Origin of the sequence: Paenibacillus sp. FSL F4-0243, assembly GCF_037963295.1 — a bacterium.
Classification (GTDB): Bacteria; Bacillota; Bacilli; order Paenibacillales; family Paenibacillaceae; genus Paenibacillus_AQ.
The window spans coordinates 1466771-1478949 of record NZ_CP150151.1 but is presented as its reverse complement, the minus strand read 5'-3'; the positions used below and the strand labels follow the sequence as shown (position 1 = coordinate 1478949).

Sequence of the window (12179 nt, the reverse complement as noted above, 5' to 3'; positions counted from 1 at the left end):
TATAATTTATAGTCAAGCTATTTGAATTATTCGCGTATACGTCAAGAAGCTGGCGCCTATCACTTCTAGCGTTACGTCATAATAATTTCCGAATATAAGCGGCGTCTTGTTTAAAAATAGACACCAATTTTACGACCACCTATTGTTTCTATAGGGATATCCATGTCATATACATCCCTAAGCACTGCTGTATCAATAATTTCATCCACCGTACCCGATGAAGCTACCCGCCCATTCTTGAGCGCTACAATGTAGTCAGAGTAACAAGAAGCGAAATTAATATCATGAATGACGAGCACAATCGTCTTGCCCTTCTCTTCTACCAATCGGCGTAACACCTTCATAATTTGTACAGAATGCTTCATATCCAGGTTGTTGAGTGGTTCATCGAGTAAAATATACTCGGTATCCTGAGCCATAACCATCGCAATATATGCTCTCTGACGTTGTCCACCGCTAAGCTGATCAATATATTTATCCTGCATCTCTTGAAGGTCCATGTAAGCAATCGCTTCGTCAACGAACGCTCGATCCTCAGGTGTGAGCTTTCCCTGTGAATAAGGGAACCTTCCGAAAGAAACAAGTTCCTTTACGGTAAGGCGTACGCTGATATGATTGGACTGCTTTAGTACCGATATTTTACGAGCAAGCTCATTACTCTTACAGCTGCCAATTTCCTTCCCTTCAATCAGTACTTCCCCTGCGTCTTTAGAGATAAGTCTACTGATCATGGAGAGCAACGTGCTTTTACCAGCTCCGTTAGGGCCGATAAACGAGGTGATTGCACCCTTTTTAATGGTTAAAGACACATCATCTACAACGGTTACTCCGCCATAACGCTTGCTTACATGCTTAACTTCTACCACGACTTATTCTCCTTTAACAGCAGATAGACAAAGTAGACGCCACCTGCAAAATTAATGATTACACTAACCGTAGTAGTGAATCCAAACACACGTTCAACTAGAAACTGTCCCCCGACAAGCGCAATAATGCTTAGCAAAATCGTGCCGGGAATCAGATAGGAATGCTTATACGTACGGAACAACTGATGCCCCACATTGGCTACTAGTAAACCCAAGAAAGTAATCGGCCCCACTAAAGCCGTTGATATTGAAACGTAGATGGATACAATTACTAACAATCTTTTGACTACATAGTCATAATTGATCCCTAAGTTAATGGCTTCATCTTTTCCTAAAGAAATAACATCTAAATACTTCACAAATCGCATGAAATACAGCGTAGTTAGCGCTAGAACAACTGTAGACAATATCAGTAGATCACTGCTGACGTTGTTGAAGCTGGCGAACATTTTTCCTTGTAGAATCAGGAATTCATTCGGATCAATGAGCACTTCCATAAAAGAAGATGCACTCTGGAACATCGTCCCCATAATAAGTCCTACGAGCAGCAGGAAGTATATGTTTTGACCCTCTCTGCGGAACATTAGCTTATACAGCACACCTGAGAACAGAACCATGATGCAAGCTGAGAACAAGAAATTCACATTTTTATTCATAAACGTCATATTGGATGAGCCTAGGGCGTATACACCGAACGTCTGGATCAACATGTACAAAGAGTCTAGCCCCAGAATACTAGGTGTCAAAATCCGATTGTTCGTAATGCTCTGAAAAACTACGGTAGAGACAGCTATCACCGCTCCGGTAATTAAAATGGCCGCCAGCTTTCTCCCCCGACTGGGTAGAACATAATCCCAATTTCCCATAACATGATAGGTCATAAACAAGACGATGAGAGCAACAGCGCTTAAGGATAATATAGTTAGTTTCGTCTTCATCACTAATTCGCCTTTCTTCTCATCAGCAAGTAGATAAATAGACCACTTCCGATGACGCCTACCGTGAGACTGATGGATATTTCGTATGGATATATAATGAGCCTGCCCAGAATATCACAGAACAGGAGGAACACCGCACCGAGAATGGCAGTATGCGCCAGATTTTTTTTCAAGTTATCGCCTATGTATAGCGTTACTATGTTAGGTACAACAAGACCCAGGAATGGAATCGTACCTACGGTTAAAATAACAACTGAAGAGATTAACGCTACAATCACCAATCCTACGTTCACTACCGCTTTGTAGTTCATACCGAGATTGACGGAGAAATCCTCCCCCATACCGGCAACGGTGAACTTATTAGCGAAAACATACGCAAGAATGACAAGTGGGATACTGATATAGATTAATTCGTATTGACCCTTAATAATCGTTGAGAAATCGCCAAGCATCCAAGACGAGATATTCTGAACCAAATCATTTTTGTAAGCAAAAAATGTAGTAATCGAGCCTACAATGTTCCCGAACATGAGTCCGACCAGGGGGATAAAAATACTATCCTTGAACTTGATCCGATCTAAGATTCTCATAAATATAAATGTTCCCAGTAGGGCAAAAACAAAAGCAACGAGCAGCTTCTGCATTGGTGTCGCCCCTGTGAACAGCATCAGGGACACGAGAATACCGAATTTCGCGGAATCCATCGTGCCCGCCGTAGTGGGAGAAACGAATTTATTTCGTGATAATTGCTGCATAATTAATCCGGCAATACTCATGCTTACACCAGCTATAATCAGTGCAGCTAAGCGTGGAATCCGGCTGACTAACAGAGTCTGCATCTGAGATTCTGTAAGCGAAAAAAGATCCAAAGGTGAAATGTCTTTTACGCCTATAAACAAAGATATAAATGAGAATACTATTAGAAGTAGGGACAAATATTTTAGTTTCATGAGTTGTTCCTTATCTGTTTAATAGTTAAATAGTTTGGGAAATAGATGATATTATCGGTATTGATAATGATTTTCATTTGCACTATGTTCGATTATACCTAAGCCCACTTTGAGGGTCAACCCTTTCGTATAGTAAAATTTAAAACAATTGATTTTTATAAATAACATTAAAAAAGAGACACCCTAATAGGCATCTCTTTATCACATGATCTATTTCCGCTAGCTATAGCAGTTATTTATACTTGTGCCAATCCTGATTACTGTTCTCCAACAGATGTGCAAAATCATTCTCAAGCCGCTTTTGCTCAGCTTTTCGCTGATCTTCAACCGCTTTACGAGCAGCTTCCTTGCGGTCATTCTCTTCCGCTTTCAACGCATCAGATTGCGCCTTCAGCTTTCCAAGAACATCACTGCTCAACAGGTCTTTTAGCGTAGCTGGTGCATCGGTCGCAGCAGGACGCGGAGTGGTAGGCATTTTCTTTTTTTTAGCCACTGTCAATCATCCCTTCTAGTAATGAATTAAATTGGAATTTGTTTAAATTATTGGTCTTTTCGTTTATAATGTTCACTAAGAGGTGAGCCATATGAAGTCCACTGATTTATGTCCCCAGCTACAAAAAAGTATGGATATTATCGGCAGGCGTTGGACAGGTTTAATTATCTACCAGCTCCTCCAAGGACCGCAACGTTTCAATGTGATTGAAGCAGCCTTGCCCATCAGCGGAAGATTGCTCTCCGAACGACTTAAAGAGCTGGAACTGGAAGGGATTGTCCTTCGAGAAGTATTCCCTGAGACACCTGTGCGAATCCAATATTCCTTAACGGATAAAGGACTTGCCCTGGAGACAGTTATCCGGGATTTGCAGCGTTGGTCAAAAATATGGATTGATTGTGACACAAATAGCGTAAGCTCAACACTCAAAATGTAAGCGTTTCAATTGCGGCAGTTAGATTTTAAGTCCAACAATCACTAAATCACGTTCTATACCATCCAATTCAGCTACACCGGGTAGTAATCCCCACTGCTTAAAACCGAATTTTTCTAGCAAACCAAGGCTTGGATCATTATGTCCGAACACAAAACCAACTAGATTCTTAATGCCGAGACTAGGTGCTTTCTCAATGGCCTCTTTCAAAAGAATTCTACCGGCTCCACCACCACGGAACTTTTCACTCACGTATACACTAATTTCTGCTGTTGCATTATACGCTGGACGACCATAGAAGGATTGAAAGCTGAACCATGCCGCAATCTCATCTCCCTGCCTGAGTACCCATAAAGGACGATGGTGACTGTTATGCTCATTGAACCATTTTTCTCTGTCAGAAACAGTAATAGGTTCCAGATCAGCAGTTACCATCCGTCCAGCAATCGTTGAGTTATAAATCTCCACAATAGCTGCTAAGTCTGTAGGTTTTGCATCTTCAATCCTGCTATTCTCCCAATTCATCCCTTGATTCCTCCAAATGTGTTAATTCACTCAGGCCGACCTGCTCCTGGCTCCATTGCCACAGCCGCTGCGCCTCTTGTTTATTCTGTGCTCTGGGAGTCAGCTCCTGATTCTTTCGTCGATAATAATATTGACCGGTTACCTCTTGCAAATCCGATTCTGTAGCCAAATAGATCGCTGTATCGGCCCCTTGTTCAGGAGTTAAAAAGAAGTATGACAGCAGCTTAAGGATCGACTTGCCAAAGCCTGTCTCCCGGTTAACACCTATATTTGTGCCCACTGCTCCTGGATGCACGCAATTCACCGTTACTCTTGTCCCTTGCAGGCGTGCTGCCAACTCTTTTGTGAACAGTATATTGGCTAACTTGGATCGAGCATAGGCTTTTGCGGGATTGAAACGGCGTGCGAGAGTTGGATCTTCATAGTGAAGTGCACCTATTTTGTAAGCACCGGAAGCAACCACAACGATACGGCCTTGCTCTGCTGCTTTTAAAGGTTCCAGTAACAGATTCGTGAGCAAAAAATGACCCAAATGGTTCACACCAAGATCCATCTCAAAGCCGTCCTTCGTAAGCTGACGCTTAATCGTAACTACCCCAGCGTTATTGATGAGTATATCTAGAATCGGATATTTCCGGGTGAATTCCTCCGCAAAACTGCGAATGCTCTCCAGCGAGGCCAGATCACACAACATCAGCTCGATATCCACGGAGTGGCTCTTTTGCTTGGCGGCAGCCAGTGCTTCCTCTCCACGCTGGCGATTACGGCATACCATAATTACTTTGGCTCCCTTGCGAGCCAGTTCAACTGTCGTCGCTAGCCCCATACCAGAATTTGCTCCAGTTACAAGTGCAATTTTACCTCTCATCCCAAGAATCACTCCTCTCTCAACAACCGTACCCCAATAAGCTTCCGCCTAACCTTACGAGAAGTATATTTAAGATTATGTTACACCAACTAGTAGGCTCAAGAAAAGCTTCTTGTCAGGTTTTAAAAGTATAGGTGATCAAATATGCATCCTTGTTACGGAAAGCTTGCGAATAGGCATGTTATGATTAGCCCACGATAGATGTATTCCGGCTCGTGCGTCTAGTCTATTTTTGATCTATAATAGGAATATTGCAGTTCTAATCGTGAAGTTGAAAGGGGAACACCAACTATGAATAATGCTCTGACAAGCCTAGAGCAGCAAATGGCGGGCGAAGGCCTTGATGCCCTGCTCGTAACAGATCCCAAACATGTCTACTACTTGACCGGATTCGCCAGCGATCCGCATGAACGTTTTCTCGGTCTGCTGTTGATACGCGGAGAAGAGCCAATGCTCATTCTACCCGCACTGGATGCGGAAGCGGCTCAAGCAGCTTCTTCGGTCACCAAAATCCTAACTCATAATGACACCGATAATCCCTATAACCTGCTTAAAGATTGCTTCGGCAGCAGTAAGCTAGGTACTCTTGGTATAGAGAAGGAACATTTCTCAGTAGCCCGTTTTGAGCATCTAACCGCAGCCGTTCCAGCAGAACGTTTTAGTGATATAGGACCATTGCTGCGCAGCATGCGCTCCAAAAAGACCCCAGATGAAGTTAAGCGCATGAAACATGCCGCTGAGCTAGTTGAGGAAGCTTTGCGCCGCGTGCTTACCCATGTAAAAACAGGCGTTACAGAAAACGATTTAGTAGCGGAACTGGAATATCTAATGAAAAAGGTTGGCGCTTCCGGCCCTTCCTTCGACACTATGGTGCTTTCTGGTCCGAAAACTGCTCTGCCTCACGGTGTTCCAGGCAACCGGGTCATTCAGCCAGGCGACTTCCTGATGTTTGATATTGGGGTGTATGCTGATGGTTATGCTTCTGATATTACACGTACCTTTGCTATTGAATCCGTGGACGACAAGCTAATCACGATCTATAACACCGTGCTGGCTGCCAACGAAGCTGGGATCGCTGCTTCCAATCCTGGAGCACCCTTCGGTTCTGTCGACAAAGCTGCGCGTGATGTGATTGAGGAAGCCGGATTCGGAGAATATTTCTTGCACCGTGTCGGACACGGACTCGGTATGGATGTGCATGAATATCCATCACTCCATGGACAGAACGATGACATTATCGAGATCGGCAATGTGTTCACCGTCGAGCCAGGGATTTATGTACCTGGACTAGCGGGTGTGCGTATCGAAGATGATCTGATTATTACAGCTGAAGGTGCGGAAACCTTAACAAGCTTCCCTAAGGAACTGACTATTCTTCATTTGTAGAAAAGAAAATATCAAGAGTATCCGAAAAATATTAGAATCAAAGATAGCCCATCCCTAATAAGTTGGAAATGAATCACTTTCAACTTACTGTGATGGGCTTTCTCTTTTTCCCGCACCATACTCGACTTGTTCAGACCTTTTCAAATCCATAATCCCTTTCAACCTTGCAAATTCTTGTTTTATAAGCGAGATACCAATCAGATACAGTAAAACCTTTTATGTTTTAGCAATCTCACTCATGACTTTGCCTCCGTTTTTTGGTTATTGCTATATCAATATTAGCGCATATATTCCTGAGTATAGGTTGCTAAACTAATCTGCCCGTTAGTTGAACAAATAAAAAAACGGCTGCCGAAGCAACCGCTATTCCACTAACGTACCCCGTGAGCTCAATGATCTGAAGAAATTGTTTCACTCAAGCTATTCCTCAGAAATCTCTACGTACTATCTAAACCCAATTTGACGCCGAAATTAGGCATTAACCTTGCCTAGGGCGAATATCTTAACGGGGAAATACATTAAAAAAAATGAGGCGATACACTTGGGATACTTCGTTACTGTAGAACCGGGCGTAAAAGTATTTATAGAGGACATCAATCCGAAGGGAAATAAAACGATACTTTTTATTCATGGATGGCCGCTAAACCATAACCAGTTCGAATATCAGTTCAATTTCCTTCCTAAGCTCGGATATCGTTGTATCGGAGTGGACTGGAGAGGATACGGTAATTCGGATAAACCATTCGATGGTTACGGTTTCGATAGATTAGCAGATGATCTTCGTATGGTCATCGAAGCGTTACAGCTAAAAAACATAACACTGGCAGGACACTCTACCGGAGGAGCGATCTCAATTCGTTATATGGCTCGTTATAAAGGGTACGGGGTATCTAAACTCGTCCTGATCGACGCTGCGTCTCCATCAAGCGTTCCAAAAGAATTTACGAATAAAATCATCGAAGAGACAAACAATGACCGTCCGAAAATGCTGCAAAACCAAACGGAGAGCTTTTTCTTTCAGTACATTTCTGAGGCGAAATCCGAATGGTTCTTTCTAATGGGTTTACAAGCTGCGAATTGGTCGACCTCCGCCATTATGGTCACGCTAAGAGATGAGAATGTTTACAACGATCTTGGACAGATCGATGTGCCCACATTAATTATCCATGGAATTCATGATAAAGTCGTTCCGTTTACCCAAGCTCAGGAAACAAATAAGCTGATTAAAAATTCGCAATTAGTTCCATTCCAATACAGCAGCCATTGCCCTTTTTTGGAGGAGCGTGATAGATTCAACCAACTATTATCTTCTTTTGCATAACGCCTCGGATTAGCCGCACCATCGCTCCCCATAAATATAGTCCGATAATGCCCGATGATTGAGCAAACCTGCCCGTTAGCTTAATAAAGTATCGTCAATCTAATACCTATCTTTCAGTTCATTAATTCATCTTTTGGATACAACTGCTCTGCTGACATCTTCACGCCTGCATTCCCCACATCCCGCGAATCGACTCTGCCTCTTTGACCATCCTGCCGACTAGTTCCGAGACTGTAGGGATATCATGGATCATCCCTGTCACTTGGCCTGCCCAGCCGATGCCCTCTTCTTTGATGTCATCATAAATCCAGCGTTTGTTGGCAGCGCCACTGATGTATTCTTTTAAGGCCTCATAGGTCGGTGTTACACGCTCAATCTCGAGAATTTTATCTATGAAGTCACTACGCAACACTCGCGCGGGCGCTCCGATAGAGCGTTTGATTACGACTGTATCTGACTCGGAGCTTTCTACTAGGGCTTTTTTATAAGAAGCAGCCGCATGAACACATTCAACCGTAGCAACGAATCGTGTGCCCATTTCAATTCCCTCAGCCCCCAGTGCATGGGCCGCCATCCATCCGCGGCCATCCCCGATCCCGCCTGAAGCAATCACAGGAATATCAACCGCATCAACTACTTGAGGAACGAGTACCATAGTCCCTACATCATCACGTCCCAAGTGACCACCGCCCTCCTGCCCAACAACAATAACCGCAGAAGCGCCTAATTGTTCAGCTTTTTGGGCTTGTCTGCGTGAAGAGACGAGCACGAGCGTTTTAATATCAGTCTGCTGTAGCATTTCCAGTATAGGGGCCGGATTCCCACCGGTGAGACTCACCACGGGAACCTTCTCGTCGATGGCGACCTGTACCCGATCTTCATAACCGATACCATGCACACCGATGGCAAAATTAACGCCAAAAGGCTTGTCGGTCATAGTACGGACCCGTTCGATTTCTGAACGTAAAGCCTCTGCGCTCGGAAGACTCATCGCTGTAACCTGACCCAATCCACCAGCATTCGAAACGGCAGCAGCGAGGTCTGCGTAACCTAAATAAGCAAGTCCACCTTGAATAATAGGATACTCTATGTGCAATAACTCCGTAATACGGGTGTTCCATTTCATCTTCATCTTCATCTACACCTTTCCTATCTTTAACCACAGCAGAATCACAGCAAATAAAAGAGCAATACCCCCTGCCAGATAATCCATTTTCTGAAATAGCAATACCCTATAAGAAGTTCTTCCTTTACCATTTCCATAAGCACGCGCATCAATCGCATAGCTCAGCTGTTCAGCACGTTGAATCGTCGTGAAGAGCAAAGGAATAATGATCGGGACATAAGCAAATATCCGTTTTGGTAGTGATAATGCTGTAAGATCATAACCTCTAGCCTTTTGTGCGAGCAGAATACGATCAAGCTCCTCCTTGATGGTAGGAATAAACCGGATCGCAATCACTATCATTAAGGAGAATTGTTCTACGGGTATCCCCATTTTGGATAGGGGTGCAAGCAGCTTTTCAAGACCATACGCTAAGTCTAGCGGTTTAGTCGTTAACGTTAATACTGAGGCTAATAAGATGAGCAATATAATACGCCAAACAAAACGTAATCCTGTTCGCAGTCCCTCTTCAGTTACCTCAATAAAGGACCAAGACCAGAGGATCGTTCCTTTGGTGAACACAGCATTATACAGAAGGGTAAACAGCAAAACAAATAATAACGGCCGCAGCCCCCGCCAGAAGAAATGAATAGGAACCTTCGACAGCAGCAAAATTCCGAATACAAAAACGGTTGCAACTGCATAGCTAAGCCATGTTCCAAGCATCAGAAAGCTAAGCATGAGAATCACGATACTAACAAGCTTTATACGAGGATCTAAACGATGGAAAATCGAATGCGTCTCCACATATTGACCCACTATTACGGAATCAGCCATGTAGACGCCCCCTCGAATGCCAAATTGGCTGAACAGCATCGAAGATATCCTGCTCTTTACAGCTAGCAACCTCTATTTTTTGGCCAGATAGTTCCTCTACCAGCTTCAAAAGCTGTACGGGTTCAGGCATGGACAAGCCCAGCTCCACCAATAATTCTTCCTTTTCCATAAATAGTGTTCTGGGGTCAAAATGTCCTTCTAGCTGACCTTTATGAAAAACCAAAACCTCATCCGAGTATTCAGCAACATCCTCCATCTGATGCGAAACGAAGAGAATGGTGCTCTGATTTTGTTGCTGCCAAGTCTTCAGTAGCTTCAGCAAAGATACTTGGCTAGCTGGATCTAGCCCCGCTGTCGGTTCATCCAAAATTAGCAGCTTCGGATTCGTCATCAGCACGGCGGCAATGGCCACACGGCGCTTTTCTCCACCGCTTAATTGGAATGGATTTAGCGGGAGAATGCTCTCTGACAGACCCACTTGCGGTAAAATCCTTTCAACCGCCTCCGTGATTTGCTGGCGTGAAGCACCCTGCAGATTCAGAGCAAAAGAAAGCTCCTTTTGCACCGTAGTTTCGAATAGCTGATGCTCTGGATATTGAAACACGAAGCCCAGCTCCGGGACCACCTTTAATTGTCCTTTGGCATCTCTGGGAGCAGGCTGCTGATCAATCCAATAGTCTCCTTTTACGGTGGGAATCAAGCCCTTCAGCACTTTGACAAAGGTAGACTTTCCTGCACCCGTGGGACCGATGATCGAAATCCATTTGCCCGCAGTAATGGTACAGTTTATATTGTGCAAAGCCACATGATCAGCATAGTTTACACTTAAATTATCTAATTTGTAGACCATTGTGATCGAATTATCCCCTTCCAATCGGCTGTTGGCGGCACTTCTGAATGGAGCAATGCATGTACACGCACGGCAAAAGGCAGTTGTAATTGATAGTCCGCAACAGGCATCGTTTCAAAAAAATCCAGTGGAGCACCATCATACTCAAGTCGCCCTTGATGCAGGAGTAATAATCGTTCTGCTGAAAGCACTTCCTCCATATGGTGAGTGATCTGAATAATGGTCAGACCTTGACGATGCAGCTCTTGCATAATGGCAAGCACCTGCTGCCTTCCCTGAGGATCAAGCATAGAGGTGGCTTCGTCAAAAATAATGACTTGCGGGCGCATCGCCAATATAGCCGCAATAGCGACACGTTGCTTCTGACCTCCAGAGAGCTGATGTGGCATGGCATCCAGATAATCCTCCATATGAACGGCCTGCAAGGCATCCTCCAACCGGCTGCGCATTTCCTCCCTTGGCACACGGATGTTCTCCAAACCAAAAAGCACCTCATCCATAACGGTTGTGGTGATAAATTGATCCTCTGGGTTCTGAAAAATAAAGCCGATTTGCTGATGAATATCTGCAAGGTCAGCTGGATTTGTGGTATCTAGACCCTTAAATTGTACCGATCCTTTTCGCGGCAGCAGCAGTCCGTCCATGAGCTTTGCAATGGTGGATTTGCCAGAGCCATTCGCGCCAACAATCGCCACAAACTCCCCCGCTTCTATCGTAAAGCTGATATCCTCTAGGACAGGCTGACCCTTTTTATAATAAAAATGAACTTGATCGAAGGTAAGCATTTATTCACTCCCCTTTTGACGATGCCAAGTAGCGAAAAATGCCCCAATGCTGTTCTCGGAAAATGCAGGTGCAGGCTTCTCCCATTTCGTCACTTTTGATCCATTCACAGCAAAGATTTCACCGGTTAAATCCGCGTCAGACTCACTCAATAATGCAGTCACAAAGGAAGCAATATCCTCCGGGCCACCTATTCGCCAAAAGTCTGGGAACGGTTCATTAAGACTGGCATGTTTCGCTTTCAAATGATTAATGACAGGTCTGGTCATATCTGTTAAAGCGGCTGGTGAAATCGCATTGACCCTAATTCCATCACGTTTCAGCTCCGCTGCGAGTGTCCACGTCATTCCAAGTATTCCAGCTTTGGCTGCACTATAATTCACCTGACCCACAGAACCTGTTAGTCCAGCCGTAGAGGTCATCAACAGGATATCGCCACCTGTCTGGCGCATATATGGAAGTACGCGTTGAATGCTATAGTAGGTGCCATTTAGATGCACATCCAGCACAGCCTTCCACTCTTCATCCGTCATCCGTAGACATTTCTGATCCTGCAAATTCCCAGCGTTAGCTATCAATACCTCAATACGGCCATACCGTGTAATAACCTCATCCACCATTGCAGTGACCGCAACTGGATCTGCTACATTAGCAGAGTATCCTGATGCCTCACCACCCGCCTGACGAATCTCGTGGACAACCTCATCGATTAAGACTTGTTTTGTACCATTTACAACCACTATATAACTGGACTTGCCGAGCTGCACGGCAATACTACGCCCGATCCCTCTGGTTGCTCCAGTAATTAAGGCTACTTTGTTCAT

At 44.3% G+C, this 12179-nt stretch carries 14 protein-coding genes; 3 read left to right on the top strand and 11 right to left on the bottom strand.

Annotation, left to right across the window (positions count from 1 at the left end):
- Positions 1–110 precede the first annotated feature (110 nt).
- From NSS87_RS06700 to NSS87_RS06685, 4 genes are all read right to left on the bottom strand, one after another.
- On the bottom strand, positions 111–866 hold the full coding sequence (locus NSS87_RS06700; protein ID WP_042185659.1) for an ABC transporter ATP-binding protein: 756 nt from the start codon (positions 864–866) through the stop codon (positions 111–113).
- The gene (locus NSS87_RS06695; RefSeq protein ID WP_042125012.1) at positions 860–1804 is read right to left on the bottom strand and encodes an iron chelate uptake ABC transporter family permease subunit; all 945 of its coding nucleotides are present in this window, start codon (positions 1802–1804) and stop codon (positions 860–862) included. Before NSS87_RS06695 ends, NSS87_RS06700 begins: the two co-directional genes overlap by 7 nt.
- Before the next feature lie 2 nt (positions 1805–1806).
- Positions 1807–2754: an ABC transporter permease gene (locus NSS87_RS06690; RefSeq protein ID WP_042125010.1), complete on the bottom strand. Its 948-nt coding sequence runs from the start codon at positions 2752–2754 to the stop codon at positions 1807–1809.
- Positions 2755–2986: 232 nt separating this feature from the next.
- Positions 2987–3229, bottom strand: a complete 243-nt coding sequence (locus NSS87_RS06685) for a YqkE family protein (protein WP_156113209.1) — start codon at positions 3227–3229, stop codon at positions 2987–2989.
- Positions 3230–3338: 109 nt separating this feature from the next.
- On the opposite strand from NSS87_RS06685, the gene NSS87_RS06680 reads away from it, so the two are divergent.
- Positions 3339–3683: a helix-turn-helix domain-containing protein gene (locus tag NSS87_RS06680; protein ID WP_042185654.1), complete on the top strand. Its 345-nt coding sequence runs from the start codon at positions 3339–3341 to the stop codon at positions 3681–3683.
- Between the two features lie 18 nt (positions 3684–3701).
- Here the strand turns inward: NSS87_RS06680 and NSS87_RS06675 are convergent, their stop codons facing one another.
- Both NSS87_RS06675 and NSS87_RS06670 read right to left on the bottom strand, forming a co-directional pair.
- Positions 3702–4205, bottom strand: a complete 504-nt coding sequence (locus NSS87_RS06675) for an N-acetyltransferase family protein (protein ID WP_339245735.1) — start codon at positions 4203–4205, stop codon at positions 3702–3704.
- A complete protein-coding gene (locus NSS87_RS06670; protein ID WP_042185650.1) occupies positions 4189–5073 on the bottom strand; it encodes an SDR family oxidoreductase in 885 nt (294 codons plus the stop codon). The genes NSS87_RS06675 and NSS87_RS06670 overlap by 17 nt, the downstream gene beginning before the upstream one ends.
- 291 nt (positions 5074–5364) lie before the next feature.
- Here NSS87_RS06670 and NSS87_RS06665 point away from each other — a divergent pair, with 291 nt between their 5' ends.
- Both NSS87_RS06665 and NSS87_RS06660 read left to right on the top strand, forming a co-directional pair.
- Positions 5365–6459: a Xaa-Pro peptidase family protein gene (locus NSS87_RS06665; RefSeq protein WP_339245732.1), complete on the top strand. Its 1095-nt coding sequence runs from the start codon at positions 5365–5367 to the stop codon at positions 6457–6459.
- A gap of 541 nt (positions 6460–7000) precedes the next feature.
- Positions 7001–7780 (top strand): alpha/beta hydrolase, encoded by a 780-nt coding sequence (locus NSS87_RS06660; protein WP_042185646.1) that lies wholly within the window; start codon positions 7001–7003, stop codon positions 7778–7780.
- A gap of 160 nt (positions 7781–7940) precedes the next feature.
- Here the strand turns inward: NSS87_RS06660 and NSS87_RS06655 are convergent, their stop codons facing one another.
- Genes NSS87_RS06655 through NSS87_RS06635 form a run of 5 tightly spaced genes read right to left on the bottom strand, consistent with a single transcriptional unit; the run spans position 7941 to position 12179 of the window.
- Positions 7941–8906 (bottom strand): nitronate monooxygenase family protein, encoded by a 966-nt coding sequence (locus tag NSS87_RS06655; RefSeq protein WP_339248440.1) that lies wholly within the window; start codon positions 8904–8906, stop codon positions 7941–7943.
- A 12-nt stretch (positions 8907–8918) separates the two neighbouring features.
- Positions 8919–9722, bottom strand: a complete 804-nt coding sequence (locus NSS87_RS06650; protein WP_339245731.1) for an energy-coupling factor transporter transmembrane component T — start codon at positions 9720–9722, stop codon at positions 8919–8921.
- A complete protein-coding gene (locus NSS87_RS06645; protein WP_339245728.1) occupies positions 9715–10572 on the bottom strand; it encodes an ATP-binding cassette domain-containing protein in 858 nt (285 codons plus the stop codon). Before NSS87_RS06645 ends, NSS87_RS06650 begins: the two co-directional genes overlap by 8 nt.
- On the bottom strand, positions 10557–11357 hold the full coding sequence (locus NSS87_RS06640; protein ID WP_339245726.1) for an energy-coupling factor transporter ATPase: 801 nt from the start codon (positions 11355–11357) through the stop codon (positions 10557–10559). Before NSS87_RS06640 ends, NSS87_RS06645 begins: the two co-directional genes overlap by 16 nt.
- A complete protein-coding gene (locus NSS87_RS06635; protein ID WP_339245723.1) occupies positions 11358–12179 on the bottom strand; it encodes an SDR family NAD(P)-dependent oxidoreductase in 822 nt (273 codons plus the stop codon).

Bases quoted from the DNA above. Each gene is read 5' to 3' on its own strand.
- NSS87_RS06670 (WP_042185650.1), bottom strand. From the start codon at position 5,073: ATGAGAGGTAAAATTGCACTTGTAACTGGAGCAAATTCTGGTATGGGG.
- NSS87_RS06665 (WP_339245732.1), top strand. From the start codon at position 5,365: ATGAATAATGCTCTGACAAGCCTAGAGCAGCAAATGGCGGGCGAAGGC.
- NSS87_RS06695 (WP_042125012.1), bottom strand. From the start codon at position 1,804: ATGAAGACGAAACTAACTATATTATCCTTAAGCGCTGTTGCTCTCATC.
- NSS87_RS06655 (WP_339248440.1), bottom strand. From the start codon at position 8,906: ATGAAATGGAACACCCGTATTACGGAGTTATTGCACATAGAGTATCCT.
- NSS87_RS06645 (WP_339245728.1), bottom strand. From the start codon at position 10,572: ATGGTCTACAAATTAGATAATTTAAGTGTAAACTATGCTGATCATGTG.
- NSS87_RS06650 (WP_339245731.1), bottom strand. From the start codon at position 9,722: ATGGCTGATTCCGTAATAGTGGGTCAATATGTGGAGACGCATTCGATT.
- NSS87_RS06635 (WP_339245723.1), bottom strand. From the start codon at position 12,179: ATGAACAAAGTAGCCTTAATTACTGGAGCAACCAGAGGGATCGGGCGT.
- NSS87_RS06675 (WP_339245735.1), bottom strand. From the start codon at position 4,205: ATGAATTGGGAGAATAGCAGGATTGAAGATGCAAAACCTACAGACTTA.
- NSS87_RS06680 (WP_042185654.1), top strand. From the start codon at position 3,339: ATGAAGTCCACTGATTTATGTCCCCAGCTACAAAAAAGTATGGATATT.
- NSS87_RS06690 (WP_042125010.1), bottom strand. From the start codon at position 2,754: ATGAAACTAAAATATTTGTCCCTACTTCTAATAGTATTCTCATTTATA.
- NSS87_RS06685 (WP_156113209.1), bottom strand. From the start codon at position 3,229: ATGCCTACCACTCCGCGTCCTGCTGCGACCGATGCACCAGCTACGCTA.
- NSS87_RS06640 (WP_339245726.1), bottom strand. From the start codon at position 11,357: ATGCTTACCTTCGATCAAGTTCATTTTTATTATAAAAAGGGTCAGCCT.